Source organism: Caulobacter sp. CCG-8, from assembly GCF_037402475.1.
Lineage (GTDB): Bacteria > Pseudomonadota > Alphaproteobacteria > Caulobacterales > Caulobacteraceae > Caulobacter.
The window spans coordinates 1-14,819 of sequence record NZ_JBBEUD010000025.1; the positions used below are offsets into that span (position 1 = coordinate 1).

16 protein-coding genes and 1 other RNA gene are annotated in these 14,819 nt (G+C 69.7%); 6 read left to right on the plus strand and 11 right to left on the minus strand.

What is annotated here, in order from left to right:
* Positions 1-16: 16 nt before the first annotated feature.
* Positions 17-381, minus strand: a transfer-messenger RNA (tmRNA) gene (gene ssrA / locus WAE60_RS20585).
* Positions 347-646 (minus strand): Atu4866 domain-containing protein, encoded by a 300-nt coding sequence (locus WAE60_RS20590; RefSeq protein ID WP_337688371.1) that lies wholly within the window; start codon positions 644-646, stop codon positions 347-349. Before WAE60_RS20590 ends, ssrA begins: the two co-directional genes overlap by 35 nt.
* A gap of 340 nt (positions 647-986) precedes the next feature.
* On the opposite strand from WAE60_RS20590, the gene WAE60_RS20595 reads away from it, so the two are divergent.
* Positions 987-1,895, plus strand: coding sequence for an AraC family transcriptional regulator (locus WAE60_RS20595; RefSeq protein WP_029915669.1), 909 nt, complete (start codon positions 987-989; stop codon positions 1,893-1,895).
* 108 nt (positions 1,896-2,003) lie between these two features.
* The gene (locus WAE60_RS20600) at positions 2,004-2,666 is read left to right on the plus strand and encodes an aquaporin (RefSeq protein WP_029915671.1); all 663 of its coding nucleotides are present in this window, start codon (positions 2,004-2,006) and stop codon (positions 2,664-2,666) included.
* A gap of 33 nt (positions 2,667-2,699) precedes the next feature.
* Here the strand turns inward: WAE60_RS20600 and WAE60_RS20605 are convergent, their stop codons facing one another.
* The 7 genes from WAE60_RS20605 to miaA all read right to left on the minus strand — a co-directional run bounded on the left by WAE60_RS20605 (position 2,700) and on the right by miaA (position 8,704).
* Complete coding sequence (locus WAE60_RS20605; RefSeq protein ID WP_029915673.1) at positions 2,700-3,137, minus strand: hypothetical protein; 438 nt, start codon at positions 3,135-3,137, stop codon at positions 2,700-2,702.
* Positions 3,138-3,222: 85 nt separating this feature from the next.
* On the minus strand, positions 3,223-4,080 hold the full coding sequence (locus WAE60_RS20610; protein ID WP_337688374.1) for a hypothetical protein: 858 nt from the start codon (positions 4,078-4,080) through the stop codon (positions 3,223-3,225).
* Positions 4,081-4,082: 2 nt separating this feature from the next.
* Positions 4,083-4,631, minus strand: a complete 549-nt coding sequence (ilvN, locus tag WAE60_RS20615; protein ID WP_029915677.1) for an acetolactate synthase small subunit — start codon at positions 4,629-4,631, stop codon at positions 4,083-4,085.
* Positions 4,628-5,188 carry a hypothetical protein gene (locus tag WAE60_RS20620; protein WP_029915679.1) on the minus strand — a complete coding sequence of 187 codons (561 nt, stop codon included), beginning with the start codon at positions 5,186-5,188 and terminating at the stop codon, positions 4,628-4,630. Before WAE60_RS20620 ends, ilvN begins: the two co-directional genes overlap by 4 nt.
* 46 nt (positions 5,189-5,234) lie before the next feature.
* The gene (locus WAE60_RS20625) at positions 5,235-7,043 is read right to left on the minus strand and encodes an acetolactate synthase 3 large subunit (protein WP_029915681.1); all 1,809 of its coding nucleotides are present in this window, start codon (positions 7,041-7,043) and stop codon (positions 5,235-5,237) included.
* Positions 7,044-7,328: 285 nt separating this feature from the next.
* Positions 7,329-7,811: a CinA family protein gene (locus WAE60_RS20630; protein WP_029915683.1), complete on the minus strand. Its 483-nt coding sequence runs from the start codon at positions 7,809-7,811 to the stop codon at positions 7,329-7,331.
* Between the two features lie 2 nt (positions 7,812-7,813).
* Complete coding sequence (gene miaA / locus WAE60_RS20635; protein ID WP_029915686.1) at positions 7,814-8,704, minus strand: tRNA (adenosine(37)-N6)-dimethylallyltransferase MiaA; 891 nt, start codon at positions 8,702-8,704, stop codon at positions 7,814-7,816.
* 78 nt (positions 8,705-8,782) lie between these two features.
* Here miaA and WAE60_RS20640 point away from each other — a divergent pair, with 78 nt between their 5' ends.
* From WAE60_RS20640 to WAE60_RS20650, 3 genes are all read left to right on the plus strand, one after another.
* Complete coding sequence (locus WAE60_RS20640) at positions 8,783-9,214, plus strand: hypothetical protein (protein ID WP_156035850.1); 432 nt, start codon at positions 8,783-8,785, stop codon at positions 9,212-9,214.
* Between the two features lie 68 nt (positions 9,215-9,282).
* On the plus strand, positions 9,283-10,152 hold the full coding sequence (serB, locus tag WAE60_RS20645) for a phosphoserine phosphatase SerB (RefSeq protein WP_337688381.1): 870 nt from the start codon (positions 9,283-9,285) through the stop codon (positions 10,150-10,152).
* Positions 10,149-10,814 (plus strand): HAD family phosphatase, encoded by a 666-nt coding sequence (locus tag WAE60_RS20650; RefSeq protein ID WP_337688383.1) that lies wholly within the window; start codon positions 10,149-10,151, stop codon positions 10,812-10,814. Before serB ends, WAE60_RS20650 begins: the two co-directional genes overlap by 4 nt.
* Here the strand turns inward: WAE60_RS20650 and WAE60_RS20655 are convergent.
* A complete protein-coding gene (locus WAE60_RS20655) occupies positions 10,811-13,159 on the minus strand; it encodes an EAL domain-containing protein (protein WP_337688385.1) in 2,349 nt (782 codons plus the stop codon). The genes WAE60_RS20650 and WAE60_RS20655 overlap by 4 nt on opposite strands.
* Positions 13,160-13,164: 5 nt before the next feature.
* On the minus strand, positions 13,165-13,776 hold the full coding sequence (locus WAE60_RS20660) for a methylamine utilization protein (protein WP_337688387.1): 612 nt from the start codon (positions 13,774-13,776) through the stop codon (positions 13,165-13,167).
* A 169-nt stretch (positions 13,777-13,945) separates the two neighbouring features.
* On the opposite strand from WAE60_RS20660, the gene WAE60_RS20665 reads away from it, so the two are divergent.
* On the plus strand, positions 13,946-14,806 hold the full coding sequence (locus WAE60_RS20665; RefSeq protein ID WP_337688389.1) for a DUF3034 family protein: 861 nt from the start codon (positions 13,946-13,948) through the stop codon (positions 14,804-14,806).
* Positions 14,807-14,819 lie beyond the last annotated feature (13 nt).

The window sequence follows — 14,819 nt, forward strand, 5'->3', positions numbered from 1 at the left end:
CGGCGATGTCGTGGAAAGTGGAGGGATTCTGTTGGCAGGCTCCCTCCGGGCCCCGCCTAAGGATCTGAACCCCTAGGACTTAAGAGGCGAGATCACCCGCACCGCATTACGCGGCGATGGCGAACTCTTCAGCGAAGTTATCGTTCGCAGTTAGTTTAGCGGCCCGATACGGTGAGCCACGCCGAGAGAAAGCATACACCTTTACACGTCTGTCGATGCTGATCGGCCCCATGCATTCCCGTGATAACTCGGGAGGTTTTGGTGGAGCCGCCGGGAATCGCACCCGGGTCCAGTCCGCTTATTACGTGCGCGTTTATCCCCATAGTCCGGGCGAACCCAGACGGACTCAATATAGAGGCTGGGGGGCATGGATGGAAGGCCGCCCGTATTTTTGGCCGTAGCGGGGGTGACGGCGGCGCTGGGCCGGAGGCGGCGGGGTCAGGTTCAGGCGGCCCTCGGTCAGGCGACCGGTCAGCTGGCCGCCGCCGTCCTCGAACAGGCGCACGTCGTCGCCGACCAGCTCGTAGTGGCCTTCGAACACCAGCTCGCCGTCATGACGTTCCTCGAACCGGCCGTCGAGGCGCAGTTCCAGGGCGACCGCCTGGTTGGCGCTGGCCCAGACGCCCGAGATGCGGCGGCCGATCAATGGGAAGCTCCCACAGCGGAAGCGGCGGTGATGAGGGCGGTGGCGGTCAGCCAGACGGCGACGAACCACCGTGGCGCGGCCTGGGGCCGGCGGGGCGAGTAGCGTGTCATGATATCCTCGGGGGCGGACGGCCGCTGCGTCGCTCGGTCCCGAAGCGGGCGCTTCGGGAAGGGGCGGCGACGGCGGCGATGCGGGACGTCCCCACAATGACTCATGGATCGCCGTTCGCGATAGACCGATGCTGCCCCTTGATTGCACGATCCTGCACATCACCTTTGGCAGGCGTGACGGGGTGATCCCCCGAGCGTATGGCAACGTCCATCAGCAAAAGGAAATGTCGATGGTCGAGCAAGGCGAACTCGCCGCGCTGATTGAACGATACGCGCCTCATGACGGCGACCACACCGTGTGCGAGAAGGCCTCGCTGCACCGCTCCAGCCAGCCCACCGAGCCCAAGCACGGCGTGTTCGGCGCCGCGGTCTGCGTGGTGGCCCAGGGCCGCAAGCAGGTGCTGAGCGGCGGATCGGTGCTGGTCTACGACCCGCTGAACTACCTGGTCGCCTCGGTCGACCTGCCGGTGATCGGCCAGGTGATCGAGGCCTCGCCGGACGAGCCCTACCTGTCGTTCCGCATGACCCTGGACCCGGCGGTCATCGGCGACATGCTGCTGCAGCTGGGCGGCGAACCGGCCCTGGCCCAGGACGCCGGGCCGCTGATCCAGGCCATGGCCGTCAGCGAGGTCAATCCGCCCCTGCTGGACGCGGTGATGCGGATGGTCCGCCTGGCCGAGAACCCGCGCGACGCCGCCGTCCTGGCCCCGCTGCTCGAGCGCGAGATCCTGTACCGCATGCTGCTGGGCGACCAGGGGCCGCGCCTGGCCCAGATCGCCCGGGCCGACGGTCGCATGCGCCAGGTCAAGCGGGCGATCGGCTGGATCACACAGCACTTCAACCAGCCCTTCAGCATCGACGAACTGGCGGCCGAGGCGCGCATGAGCCCCTCGGCCCTGCACCGTCATTTCAAGGCCGTGACCGCCCTCAGCCCGCTGCAGTACCAGAAGCAGATCCGCCTGCAGGAGGCGCGCAAGCTGATCCTGGCCCAGCGGATGGACGCCGGCTCGGCCGGCCACGCGGTGGGCTACGACAGCCCCTCGCAGTTCAGCCGCGAATACGCCCGCCTGTTCGGCGCGCCGCCCCTGCGCGACGTGGCCCGCCTGCGCGCCCGGCCCGAGATCCTGCTCGACACCTAGGGCGCGACGTCGCCCCTCCTGGAGGTTTTCCCCCATTTCTGGCCCGGCCGAAGAGGGACAAGCTCGCCCCGCTCGCCTTCGGAGCGAGCTGGGAGAGGAGAGGGTCAGATGTCCAAGTTCGTGGCCGAGTTGATCGGCACGTTCGCCCTGGTGCTGTTCGGCTGCGGCGCGGCGGTCCTGGGCGGCGACCATGTCGGGCAGCTGGGCATAGCCCTGGCTTTCGGCTTCGCGATCGTGGCCATGGCCTACGGGATCGGTCCGGTGTCGGGCTGCCACGTCAATCCGGCGGTCAGCCTGGCGGCCTTCGTGGCCGGGCGGATGAGCGCCAAGCAGATGGTGCTCTACTGGGCGGCCCAGTTCGTCGGCGCCACAGCCGGCGCGGCGGTGCTGCTGTTCATCGCCGGAAGCACGGCCAACGGCCTGGGCCAGAACGGCTGGGGCCCCGGCTACGGCGGCGGGTTCGGCGTCGAGGCGGCCTTCGTCTTCGAGGTGGTGATGACCGCCCTGTTCGTGATCGTCATCCTGGGCTCGACCGGCACGGACTCGGCCCCGGGGTTCGCCGGGATGGGCATCGGCATCGCCCTGGCGGTGATCCACATCGTCGGCATCCAGGTGACCGGCGTCTCGGTCAATCCCGCCCGCAGCTTCGGCCCGGCCGTCTTCGTCGGCGGCCAGGCCCTGGCGCAGCTGTGGCTGTTCTTCGTGGCCCCGGCGATCGGGGCGGTGCTGGGCGCGCTGCTCTACCGCTTCAACCTGCTGAAGGTCGGCTGAGGCGCGCCCAGTCGGCGCGGTGGGCGCTTCGGCCTAGTGCGGCAGGTCGGACCAGTTGATCACGACCGAGTTCTTGGACTGGCCCACCAGGGTCAGCTTCTGGCCCTGGTCGTCGCTGAACACGTCGAAGATGTAGCGCGCGCCGCGGACCTCGACGTTCCGCAGGACCTTGCCGGTGGAGTCGAAGGTGACCACGGCGAACGAGGTGCGGTTGTCGCCGTAGCTGAAGATCCAGGTCCTGGTCGAGCCGTAGTAGACGACCGGGCAGGTCTTGCTGGTCGGCGCGCCGTCGACCGGCGCGTTGATGCAGGCGGTCTGCAGCCCGGGCGGGATCGAGGGGACCTCCGCGGAGGGGACGAACTGGATCTGGGGCGTGTTCGGCACGGCCTGGGCCTGGGCGGCGGTCGCGCCCAGGGCGGCGGCGAGGCCGGCGGCGGCCAGCATGGATTTCAGGACGACGGTCTTGGCCATGGATTCCCTCCGGAGTTATGGTCAAGTTTGATAACGGCGTTATCCAGAAATTGCAATTTCCAGGCGTGGACCCGCGTCTTGCTCGCTAGGGCGAGGTCGGGGGCGGCGCGTCCGGCGTGTCGTCCGGCGCCACGGGCACGGCGGCCGGCTGGGCGCGGCTGCCGGTTCCCGCCTTGAGCCGCCCGCCCGAGGCGATCAGCGAGTCGTAGGCCTGTTGCTGGCGCGAGAAGTCGCCGCCGCGGGCGAACATCGCGTCGAACCGGGCGTCGCGGCCCGACGCCGCCGACAGCGCCGCCGTCAGGGCCGGGGCGATCGAGCCCACCTCGGCGTCGTCGCAGGCCCGGCGCAGGTGGCGGGCCTGGCCGGGGACCAGCAGGGTGACGTCCCACGAGACGCCCTCCAGGCACACCGGCTCCACGGCCCCGCCGCCGTAGTCGACGATCACCGAGCGGGGCTGGGCCCACATCGGCGCGCCGACCAGGGCCTTGAGGGGCGGGATCTGCTGGGTGGCCAGTTCGGCGTCGATGTCGACCCGGCGGCCGATCTCCGGCGTACAGCAGCCCAGGCCGGCGCGGGCCTGGACGAAGGCGCGGCCGTCGCGGCGCACCGTCACCCGGACCACCGCCTGGCGCACGCCGGTGGCCGGCCGGGCCCAGACCTCCAGCACCAGCTCGCCGGGCTTGATCAGCTGGCTCTGCAGGGGCTGCAGGCCCCAGAGGCGGTAGAGCAGGGGATCGACCCCGTTGTCGATCGGGACCAACTGCTCGCCCTTGCGCAGGCGGCGGCCCTGGAAGGGGTCCTGCTCGGGCGGCGGCTTGGGGATTTCCGGCGACCACCAGACGGCGGGATCGGGCGGCGCGGTCGGAGGTGCCTGGGGCGCGGGCTGCTGGCCGGCGAGGGCGAGCCCCGTCAGGAGGCCGGCCAAAAGCATCGCGCCCGTCATGGCTACATCCCTTCAACACCCCGTTCGATGGAAAGCACGCCGGTGCGCGACAGTTCCACCAGACCCAGCGGCCGCATCAGGTCCAGGAACTTGTCGATCTTCGACGGCACGCCCGAAATCTCGAACACGAAGCTCTCCAGGGTGGTGTCCACCGGCTTGGCGCGGAAGATCTCGGCGATGCGCAGGGCCTCGACGCGGTCGGCGCCCGAACCGCGCACCTTGACCAGGGCCAGTTCGCGCTCGACGCCGTTCGGGTCGCGCGTCACGTCGTGCACGCGGCGGACGTTGACCACCTTGTTCAGCTGGGCCTCGATCTGGTCCAGCACCTGGCGGGTGCCGCGGGTCACCACGGTGATGCGGCTGGTGTGGGCCTTGCGGTCGGTCTCGGCCACCGTGAGGCTTTCGATGTTGTAGCCGCGCGCGGCGAACAGGCCGACCACGCGGTGCAGCACGCCCGGTTCGTTGTCCACCAGGAGGGCGAAGGTGGCGGTCTGCTCGACCTGTTCGTTCGGGGCCATGTCGTAGGCGGAGGCGGGTTGAAGGTCGGTCATGACAGGTCTTCCAAGCGGATCTTGATGGCGGGGCGTGTCTGGCGGACGGCGGCGGAAGAGCGCCGGCTGGAGCCGACCTCCTTCTGCAGCAGGGATACGAACTCGCGGCGGGCGTCGCGCAGGGGCTGCTGCAGCCGCCCCTTCCGCTCCGGGCCGGCCTGGGGGATCAGGTGGGCGACATCATAGCCGACGATCACCTGATCCAGGATCACCACCCGCGAACCGCGATAGGCCTCGGGCTTGTCGCCCCGCTGCTGGCCCTTGGACTGGACGTTGGGGAAGAACATCCGGCCCTGGTCGACCAGGCTGGATAGGCGCGCGGCGATGGCCAGGCGCTCGCGATCGAACTCGACGCCCGGCCACAGCGAGGCGGGGTTGGCGCACAGGGTTTCCAGTTCGGCCATGGCGTCCATCACCTTGGCTCCCCAGGCCAGCAGTTCGTCGTCCCGTTCATCCGAACGCTCCCGCGCCGCCAGCAGCCACTGGAAGAGGCTGAACAGACCGGCCACCACGGCGAAGGCCACCGGCGCGACGGCTAGAAAGAGTTGCAGCGACATGGCGTCCCCCACGAATGCCGCCGCAAGCTATAGCAGAGCCCGCGTGTCAGACGAGCCCGGCGCCCGCCGCGCCGATGACATTCCCGATGTCCTCGACGTCGCCCATGATCATCTCGTTGTGGGCCTTGCCCGAGGGGATCATCGGCAGGCAGTTCTCGTGCTTCTCGACGCGGCAGTCGAAGACCACGACCTTGTCGCTGTTGATCATCTCCAGGATCTTGCCGTCCAGCTCGGCCGGGTCGTCGCAGCGGATGCCGACGGCGCCGTAGGCCTCGGCCAGCTTCACGAAGTCGGGCAGGCTGTCGGAATAGGAGTGGCTGTAGCGCTCGCCGTGCAGCAGCTGCTGCCACTGGCGGACCATGCCCATCCATTCGTTGTTCAGGATGAAGATCTTGACCGGCAGGTCGAACTGGATCGCCGTCGACAGCTCCTGGATGCACATCTGGATCGAGGCTTCGCCGGCGATGTCGACGACCAGGCTGCCCGGGTGGGCCAGCTGCACGCCCAGGGCGGCGGGCAGGCCGTAGCCCATGGTGCCCAGGCCGCCCGAGGTCATCCAGCGGTTCGGCTCCTCGAAGCGGAAGAACTGCGCGGCCCACATCTGGTGCTGGCCGACCTCGGTGGTGATGTAGGTGTCGCGGCCCTTGCTCAGCTCGTACAGGCGCTCGATGGCGTACTGCGGCTTGATGACCTTGTCGGACGGGCGATAGGCCAGGCACTGGCGGGCGCGCCACTGGTCGATCTGGGCCCACCATTCGGTGAGGGCGGCCTTGTTGGGCTGGTGGCCGCCGGCCTTCCAGGCGGCGATCAGGTCCTCGAGGATGCTGCCCGCGTCGCCGACGATCGGAAGGTCGACGCGGACGTTCTTGTTGATCGACGAGGCGTCGATGTCGATGTGGATCTTCTTGCTGCCCGGCGAGAAGGCGTCCAGGCGCCCGGTGACCCGGTCGTCGAAGCGCGCGCCGACGCAGACCATCACGTCGCAGTCGTGCATGGCGTTGTTGGCCTCGAACGTGCCGTGCATGCCCAGCATGCCCAGCCAGGCAGGATCGGCCGCCGGGAAGGCGCCCAGGCCCATCAGGGTCGAGGTGACCGGCGCGCCCGTCATCGCCGCGAATTCGCGCAGGGCGGCCGAGGCCTTCGGGCCGGCGTTGATGACGCCGCCGCCGGTGTAGAAGATCGGCCGACGGGCGCCGGCGATCAGCTTTGCCGCCTCGGCGATGCGGGTCTGGTCGCCCTTGACGCGCGGATTGTAGGCGTGGGTCGAGGCGACTTCCGTGGGGCCGTAATATTCGCCCTTGGCGAACTGGACGTCCTTGGGGATGTCGATCAGCACCGGGCCCGGGCGGCCGGTGGTGGCGATCTTGAAGGCCTCGTGGATGATCTGCGGCAGGTCGCGGACGTCTTTGACCAGGTAGTTGTGCTTGGTGCACGAGCGGGTCATGCCGACCGTGTCGGCTTCCTGGAAGGCGTCGGTGCCGATCAGGTGGGTGGGGACCTGGCCGGTGATGACGACCATCGGGATCGAGTCCATCAGGGCGTCCATGATGCCGGTGATGGCGTTGGTCGCGCCCGGGCCCGAGGTGACCAGGACGACGCCCGGCTTGCCCGAGCTGCGCGCGTAGCCCTCGGCGGCGTGGGTCGCGCCCTGCTCATGGCGGACCAGGATGTGCTGCAGGCGCGGTTCGTGGAACAGCGCGTCGTAGATCGGCAGGACCGCGCCGCCCGGATAGCCGAACAGGACCTCGACGCCCTGGTCCACGAGGCCGCGGACCACGATCTCGGCGCCGGTCATGGCGCGATCGCTGATGGTCTGGGCGGGAGCTTTGCTCTCGATGGTCTGGTGGGCGGTCATGGCGGAATCCCTGGATTGGGAGGCGGGCGGGGAAGCTGGGCTTTGGGGTAGGCCGGAAAAGAAAAAAGGCCCCGAAGGACCTTTGTGCGCGCGACCGATCTATCAACGTGACTTCGAGGTCACGCCGTGAACGGCCGCTCCATAAGTACGATCATGGTGTTGCGCACGAGTGTTGCTCCAAATGGATGATTGGGGAATGCCATGCGCACTGGAGAGCGTCAAGGCGCGGTTTGACGCAAGAAACGACCCGTTGCGCTGGCGCAACGCCGTTCTTCCAGGCGAGATTCAGCCCAAGGACTTCAGCAGCAGGGCAAGAGCATGCTCGGCGAAGCGCCGCATGTTGGCCTCGCGGTCGTCCTGGCCCGTCTCGACGGTAAGACTGACCTCGACGCCGGGGCCGACCACGGCGGTGCAGCTGTGGCCGGCGGCGTCGCCGTAACGGTTTCCGTCCGGTCCGGCGGCCCCGGTTTCCGACAGGCCCCACGTCGCCTTGAGGTTCTTGCCGGCCACCCGGGCCAGCAGGACGGCGTAGGGTTCGCTGGCCGAGCGCAGGCCGTCCATGGCCTTCTGCGGGATGTCGAGCAGGGTGAGGCGGGCCCGCGCCGTATAGACCACCGCGCCGCCGACATAGAATTTCGACGCCCCCGGCACGGCCAGCAGGGCGGCCGAGATCAGGCCGCCGGTCGAGGACTCGGCCACGGCGACGGTCTCGCCGCGTTCGACCAGGCGGGCGCCGACGGCGGCGGCGAGGCGGGAAAGTTCGGTCATGGCTATGCTTTCGTCGTCCAGGGAACGACTCGTTCCCAATCCGGGGTCTGGTTCCTGAACCAGGTCATCTGACGCTTGGCGTAGCGTCGCGTCTCCTGGCGGGCGGCGTCCAGCGCCTCGTCCAGCGTGGTCTCGCCGCGCAGGTGCGCCGCCAGTTCGCGATAGCCGACGGCCTTGAGGGCAGGGAGGGACGGGTCCAGGCCGCGCGCCTCCATGGCCCGCACCTCGTCGAGGGCGCCGTTCTGCACCATCAGGCCCAGACGGGCGTCGCAGCGGTCGTAGAGCTCGGCGCGGGGCGGATCGAGGACGACACCGCGCCAGGTCCCTTCGGCGAGGGCCGGCTTGGTGTCGGTCTGCCAGGCGGTCAGCGGCTTGCCCGTGGCCACGGCCACGGCGTGGGCGCGGACCAGGCGCTGGCGGTCGCCGATCTCGATGCGCTTCTCGGCCTCGGGATCCAGCTCGGCCAGGATGTCGCGGAACTCCGGCTCGCCCTGGGCCGCGTACAGAAGGGCCGAGATCTCGCGCTGGGTCTCGGGCACCGGCGGCACGTCGGCCAGGCCGTGGGTCAGGGCGCGGAAATAGAGGCCGGTGCCGCCCACCACGACGGCGGGCCGGCCGCGCGCGGCGATGTCGGCCAGGGCCTGCGTCGCCGCCGCCAGCCAGCGTCCCACCGACCAGCCGTCGGCCGCGTCGGCCACGCCGAACAGGTGGTGCGGCGCCTGGGCCAGTTCATCCGGCGAGGGACCGGCCGTCAGCACCGGCAAACCGGCGTAGATCTGCATGGAATCGGCGTTGACGATCTCGCCGCCGCTCTCGCGCGCCAGGTTCAGCGCGAAAGCCGACTTGCCGCTGGCCGTGGGGCCTCCGATAAGGGTGATGCTGTTGGCGGCCAAATCCTGAGTCCAACGTCTCGTCTCGGCGACACTCTACTGTATCTGGCGCCTGCATATCCGGGGGATGCGATCCATACCATGCTAGACTTGATCTTCACCGCCGCCCTGGTGTCGTCCACGACGCCGGCCGCCACCAAACCCGTCGCGCCGTCGCCGATCGCGGCCCAGTCCAAGGCCGACCAGAAGTTCGGCTGCGCCGTGCTGTTCGTCGGCGCGGACGAGGTCATCCGCAGCAATCCGGCCATCCTGGCCAAGCTGTCGGAAGGCGAGGGCGGCAAGGCCGTCGGGCCGCTGCTCAAGATGATGGGCGTCAGCGGCGAGACCATCCTCAACGCCGCGATCGCCGATGGCGCGGCCCGGGGCGAGAAGCCGGCGGACGTCTATCGCCGCGGCGTGGCCAGCATGGCCAGCATGATGATCGACGCGCCGGTGACCAAGAAGGGCGACGACGCCAACGAGGAGCGCGGCATGCTGCTCTTCACAAACTGCCTGTCGCTGATGAACGAATAGGGCCCCGCCGGGTCCCAATCGCGCACTGCCGGGTTGACGCGGGCGGCTTCCTCCAATAGCCGCCCCTCATGCTCGCGATCACCCTCGTCTCGCCCGACCCTGCCGCCCTGGCGGAGGCCGCCGCCGCCGTGCGCGCCGTCCTGACGGTCTCGTCGGAAGCCCTGCTGGGCGACGGCGCGCTGGACCTGCTGGCCGACGGCCCGCCGGTCGAGACGCACCAGGCGGTGAAGGCCGCCGTCGGCGACCGTCCGGTCGACTTCGCCGTCCAGCCGGTCGCGAACCGCCGGAAGCGCCTGCTGATCGCCGACATGGACTCCACCATCATCAACGTCGAGTGCCTGGACGAGCTGGCCGACTTCGCCGGCGTGAAGGACAAGGTCTCGGAGATCACCGAGCGCGCCATGCGCGGCGAGCTGGCCTTCGAGGGCGCCCTGCGCGAGCGCGTCGGCATGCTGACGGGCCTGTCGGTCGACGCCCTGCAGGCCTGCTACGACGATCGCGTGAAGCTGAACCCCGGCGCCCGCACCCTGGTGCGGACCATGGCCGAGAACGGCGCGCGCTGCGCCCTGGTCTCGGGCGGCTTCACCTTCTTCACCTCGCGGGTCGCGGAAGCCGCCGGCTTCCACCTGAACCGCGCCAACACCCTGATCGAGGCCGACGGCAAGCTGACCGGAACGGTGGGCGACCCGATCCTGGGCAAGGAAGCCAAGCTGGCCGCCCTGCAGGAAGAGACGGCCGCCCTGGGCCTGACCCCGGCCGACGCCCTGGCAGTCGGCGACGGCGCCAACGACCTGGCCATGATCGAGGTCGCGGGCCTGGGCGTGGCCTACCGCGCCAAGCCGATCGTCGCCGCCCAGGCGCATGCGAAGGTCGACCACGCCGACCTGACGGCCTTGCTCTACTTCCAGGGCTACACCCAGGCGGAGTTCGTCTCGTGAGCTTCCCCCGCGGCGTCCAGGCGGTCGTCTTCGACATGGACGGCCTGCTGCTGGACACCGAGACCGTCTACCAGGCGGCGATGATCGAGGCGGGCCGGGCGTTCGGCGTCGACTTCACGGCCGCGACCTACCGCTCGATGGTGGGCAAGACCAATCCGGAATGCGCGGGGATGCTGCGCGACCTCTACGGCCAGGCCTTCCCGGTCGAGGACTATTTCAAGCGCACCTGGGCCGACGTCGAGATGATCCTCGAGGCCGAGGTGCGGCTGAAGACCGGGGTGATGGAGATCCTCGACTACCTGGACGCCCTGGGCCTGCCGCGCGCCATCGCCACCTCCAACAGCCGCCAGGCGGCCGAGCGCTATCTGGGCCGCTTCGACCTGTTCAAGCGCTTCCACGCGGTGGTCGCCCATGCCGACGTCACCCGCCACAAGCCGCATCCCGATCCCTATCTGGAAGCGGCCCGCCGGCTGAACGTCCATCCGACCCTTTGCCTGGCGCTGGAGGACTCCCACCCCGGCGTCCGCGCGGCCCACGCGGCGGGCATGATGACGGTGATGGTGCCCGACATCCTCGATCCCAACGACGAGATGCACGAGAAGTGCATTCACGTGGCCGACAGCCTGCACGTGGTGATGGACCTGCTGAAGGCGGCGGCCTAACGCGCCTTGCGGCGGGCTTTCGCGGGGGCGGAGGCCTCCGCGAGCCGTTGTTCGCCCAGGAACGCCACCAGGGCCTCCAACGCCATCGGCTTGGCGATGTGGTAGCCCTGGGCCAGGTCGCAGCCCATCATCTGCAGCATGGCCAGGGCCTCGCGGCTCTCCACGCCCTCGGCGGTCACCTTCAGGCCCAGGCTGTGGGCCAGGTCGATCGTGGACTTGACCAGCAGGGCGTCCTTGGTGTCGTTCTCCAGCGACAGCACGAAGGCCTTGTCGATCTTCAGCTCGTCGGCGTTGATCTGCTTCAGATAGGCCAGGGACGACAGGCCCGAGCCGTAGTCGTCGATCGACACCGGGATGCCGGCGGCGTTCAGCTTGGCCAGCACGCCCAGGGCGACGTCCGGATTGCCGATCACGGCGGTCTCAGTGATCTCGAAACAGAACCGCGCCCCCGACGCCGCGACCTTCTCGATGGCGCGGTCGGCGAACTCGGCGTCGTCGATCAGGCGGCCAGAGATGTTGATCGAGATCGTCAGGTCGTGGCCCAGGTCGCGCAGGGCGCGCTGGTCCAGGATGGCCCGGTCGATCACGCAGTCGGTCAGGGCGCGGATGTGGCCGGTCTCCTCGGCCATGCCGACGAACAGGTCGGGCCGCAGGAGGCCGCGGGCGGGGTGGTTCCAGCGCACCAGGGCCTCCACGCCCGTGATCGCGCCCGTGCGCAGGTCCAGCTTGGGCTGGTGATGCAGGAACAGGGCGCCGGTCGCCACGCCCTGCAGCATCTCGCTCATCAGCGACAGGTTGCCGGCCGGGTCGCCATAGGCCACCGGGTCGAAGATCGCGACCTTGCGGCCGCAGGCGCGAGCTTGGTCCAGGGCGATCATCGCCTGCTCGATCAGGCGCGGCGCGTCCAGGCCGCCGGCCTCGGCCGCCGCCAGGCCGTTGGACATGTGGACGTCGACCAGTTCGTTGCCCAGCCGCACGGGCGCGGCCAGGTCGACCAGCGCCCGCTCGACCACAGGCACGACCTCGTCGGTCAGCGCTGTCAGGCGGGAGATCACGCAGAGGGTCGAAGTCGTCAGGCGGCCGACCACGGCCTCGGGGTCCAGCACCTGGATCCGCGCCCCGATCTCGCGGACCAGCTGGGTGAACAGGGCGTAGCCGATGGCGCTGCGCAGCACGGTGAAGCGGTCCAGCCCCAGGGCGGCGACCACCACCTGCTGGCCGGGCGCCAGGCGGGCCATGCGCGCCTCGATCTCGCGCTCCATGGCCAGGTGGTTGGGCAGGCCGGTCTCGGCGTCGCGCAGGGCCAGTTCGGTGATCCGGACCTCGCGCTCGCGGATCTCGGCGGCCATCAGGTTGAAGCTGTCGGACAGGCGGCCGATCTCGTCGCTGGAGCGGACGTCCACGTGGGCGGCCTCGCCGTGCCGCAGGCGGCGGGCGGCGGCCTCGAGGGCGGTGATCGGCCGGGCGATGTCGCGCGACAGCGCCCAGCTGGCGGCCACGACCAGGGCCGCGCCGATCAGGCCGGCGATGATCACGGCGGCCATCAGCGGCTGATAGGGCGCCAGGGCCAGGGCCATCGGATAGCGCAGGACCAGGGCGGCCGGGGTCTGGCCGTCCAGCGTCATCAGCCGCTTGACCAGCACCAGGCTGTCGCCCGTGGCGGTGCGCAGGCGGGCGGGTTCGGCGGTCGCCTGGCGCATGGCCGTGGCCACGACCGCGCCCAGGGCGCCGGTGTCGGCGGTCTTGTCGGTGGTCACCCAGGTCTCGCCGCGGCGGTCGAACACCTGGGCGTCCAGGCGGATGGCCGACAGCCGTTCCAGGGCGGTCATCTCGCGGTCGTCGAGGCGCGCGCCGAACACGATCCAGCCGGTCAGGTTCGGCGACATCACGGGTGCGGAGATCAGCTGGTAGGGCGCGCCGTCGACGATGAACACGCCCTGGGCCCGCTCCTCGTGGTCCAGCGCGCTCCACAGCTTGTCGATGTCGACCTTGGCCGGATCGACGCCGACCACGTCGCCGTCGACGCCCACCAGGAAGGCCAGGTCCAGGCCCATGCGCTGGCGCAGGTTGGTCACCGCCGACTCCACGGTCGGCGCGTCGCGGGTGGCCACGGCGGCCCGGAAGCCGAAGTCGCGCGCCAGCAGGTCGGCGCCGTCGCGCAGCCGCTGGGTGCGCAGGGCCCAGACGCTGTCGAACACCGTGCCGGTCGCGGTCAGCTCCCGCCGCACCTGCTGCTGGGCGTTGTTGGCGATGGTCAGGTAGACGCTCACGGCGACCAGGCTCAGGGCCAGGGCGAACAGTCCGGCGTAGAGGACGGTCAGCTTGGTCTGGAGGCGCCTGAACATCGGGGTCAGCGACCGCCTGGACGCAGTTCGATCGTCGCGGTCTCGCGCGCCGCGCCGCGAACGGCGGCGACGGCCAGGGTCTTCTCGTTCTTGGGCGCGCGCAGATAGGGGTGCCAGACCTTGGCGACGACCGGACCGTCCGGCACGCCGTGGATCACGGCCACGCCGTTGGCGTCGCTTTTGGCCGCATAGGCGGTGTCGACCACCTTGATGAAGCCGACCATCTGGTCGTGGATGTTGCAGCCGATCGCCGCCACCCCGACCGCGGGCAGCCGGACCGTGCGGCTCTCCTCGTGGCCATACAGCTTCAGTTCGAACTTGTTGCCGGCCGAGAACGAATAGACGTGGTGGCGGACCTTATCGAGATTGGGGAACGACACCTCGGCCCCCGCCGGCACGATCAGCACGAACGGGGTGAACTGGATGTTCTGCTGGGCGACGCGATAGGGCCAGTCGAACTTGATCGGGCCCTTGGTCGGCTGGCCGTTGGGATAGACGGTGACCACCGCATCCGGGATGGGCTTGCCGTCGGGTCCGCGCACGGCGACCGTCAGGTCCGCGGCCTGCGCCGAACCCGCCAACATTGCTACCGCGAAGAGTATCGGGGCGATCTTCATGACGCCTGCTTAGCCTTGGCGCCGTGAAGTCCCAGTTAACGGGCGTCGAGCGGTGTTCTTCGACCAAGACCTGCGACAAATTGGCAGGGCTCAAGGATCGGTAAGGTCTTACCCGGCATGGTGTTGGACGTAATCGGTTGGGGACGTCATGCGGTCGAGACTTTGGGTTATGGCGGCGGTCGCGGCGACGCTGGCGTTCGGGAGCGGCGCTGTTCAGGCGGCCGAGGCCGAGCCGGGCGGCAAGCTGCTGCTGACTGGCGGCGTCAGCGCCCTCGAGGGGGGCGGGGGCGGCGGCGTGGCGACCTGGGCCCTGATCGGCGGCAACGAGACCTCACGCGGCGTCGGCGGCTCGGTCCACGCCACCTATGTGAACGTGCCCGACTACGAGCTGCGTTCGGCGGGGGTCACCCTGGGCCTGTTCGACCGGGTCGAGCTGTCCCTGGCCCGCCAGGACTTCGACACCGGGGCCACCGGCGCCAAGCTGGGGCTGGGGCAGGGCTTTACCTTCAAGCAGACCGTCGCGGGCGTGAAGGTCCGCGTGCTGGGCGACGCGGTCTACGACCAGGACATCTGGCTGCCCCAGGTGGCGGTGGGCGCCCAGTTCAAGCAGAACGACCAGCCGGCCATCGTCCGCGCCGTCGGCGCCCAGGACGACACCGGGATCGACTACTACGCGGCGGCGACCAAGGTGCTGCTGGACAGGAGCCTGGTCGTCAGCGGCGCGGTGCGCCTGACCAAGGCCAACCAGACGGGCTTGCTGGGCTTCGGGGGCGACAAACACGACAGCTATGGCGCCCAGTTCGAGGGTTCGGCCGGCTGGCTGGTCTCCAAGCGCCTGCTGGTCGGGGCCGAGTATCGGACCAAGCCCGACAATCTGGGCTTCGCCAAGGAGGACGACTGGGCCGACGTCTTCGTGGCCTACGCCTTCAGCAAGACCCTGTCGGTGACGGCGGCCTATGCAGACCTGGGCGACATCGCCACCTTCAGGAACCAGCGGGGGCTCTACGTCTCGCTGCAGGCCGGCTTCTAGGGGAAGACACGAC

What these genes read in the sequence shown, in the direction of transcription:
- WAE60_RS20660 (WP_337688387.1), bottom strand. Translation starts at nt 13,776, where the DNA reads ATGAAGATCGCCCCGATACTCTTCGCGGTAGCAATGTTGGCGGGTTCG.
- WAE60_RS20665 (WP_337688389.1), top strand. Translation starts at nt 13,946, where the DNA reads ATGGCGGCGGTCGCGGCGACGCTGGCGTTCGGGAGCGGCGCTGTTCAG.
- WAE60_RS20610 (WP_337688374.1), bottom strand. Translation starts at nt 4,080, where the DNA reads ATGACGGGCGCGATGCTTTTGGCCGGCCTCCTGACGGGGCTCGCCCTC.
- WAE60_RS20630 (WP_029915683.1), bottom strand. Translation starts at nt 7,811, where the DNA reads ATGACCGAACTTTCCCGCCTCGCCGCCGCCGTCGGCGCCCGCCTGGTC.
- WAE60_RS20655 (WP_337688385.1), bottom strand. Translation starts at nt 13,159, where the DNA reads ATGTTCAGGCGCCTCCAGACCAAGCTGACCGTCCTCTACGCCGGACTG.
- serB (WP_337688381.1), top strand. Translation starts at nt 9,283, where the DNA reads ATGCTCGCGATCACCCTCGTCTCGCCCGACCCTGCCGCCCTGGCGGAG.
- WAE60_RS20620 (WP_029915679.1), bottom strand. Translation starts at nt 5,188, where the DNA reads ATGTCGCTGCAACTCTTTCTAGCCGTCGCGCCGGTGGCCTTCGCCGTG.
- WAE60_RS20605 (WP_029915673.1), bottom strand. Translation starts at nt 3,137, where the DNA reads ATGGCCAAGACCGTCGTCCTGAAATCCATGCTGGCCGCCGCCGGCCTC.
- ilvN (WP_029915677.1), bottom strand. Translation starts at nt 4,631, where the DNA reads ATGACCGACCTTCAACCCGCCTCCGCCTACGACATGGCCCCGAACGAA.
- WAE60_RS20600 (WP_029915671.1), top strand. Translation starts at nt 2,004, where the DNA reads ATGTCCAAGTTCGTGGCCGAGTTGATCGGCACGTTCGCCCTGGTGCTG.
- WAE60_RS20625 (WP_029915681.1), bottom strand. Translation starts at nt 7,043, where the DNA reads ATGACCGCCCACCAGACCATCGAGAGCAAAGCTCCCGCCCAGACCATC.
- WAE60_RS20595 (WP_029915669.1), top strand. Translation starts at nt 987, where the DNA reads ATGGTCGAGCAAGGCGAACTCGCCGCGCTGATTGAACGATACGCGCCT.
- WAE60_RS20640 (WP_156035850.1), top strand. Translation starts at nt 8,783, where the DNA reads ATGCTAGACTTGATCTTCACCGCCGCCCTGGTGTCGTCCACGACGCCG.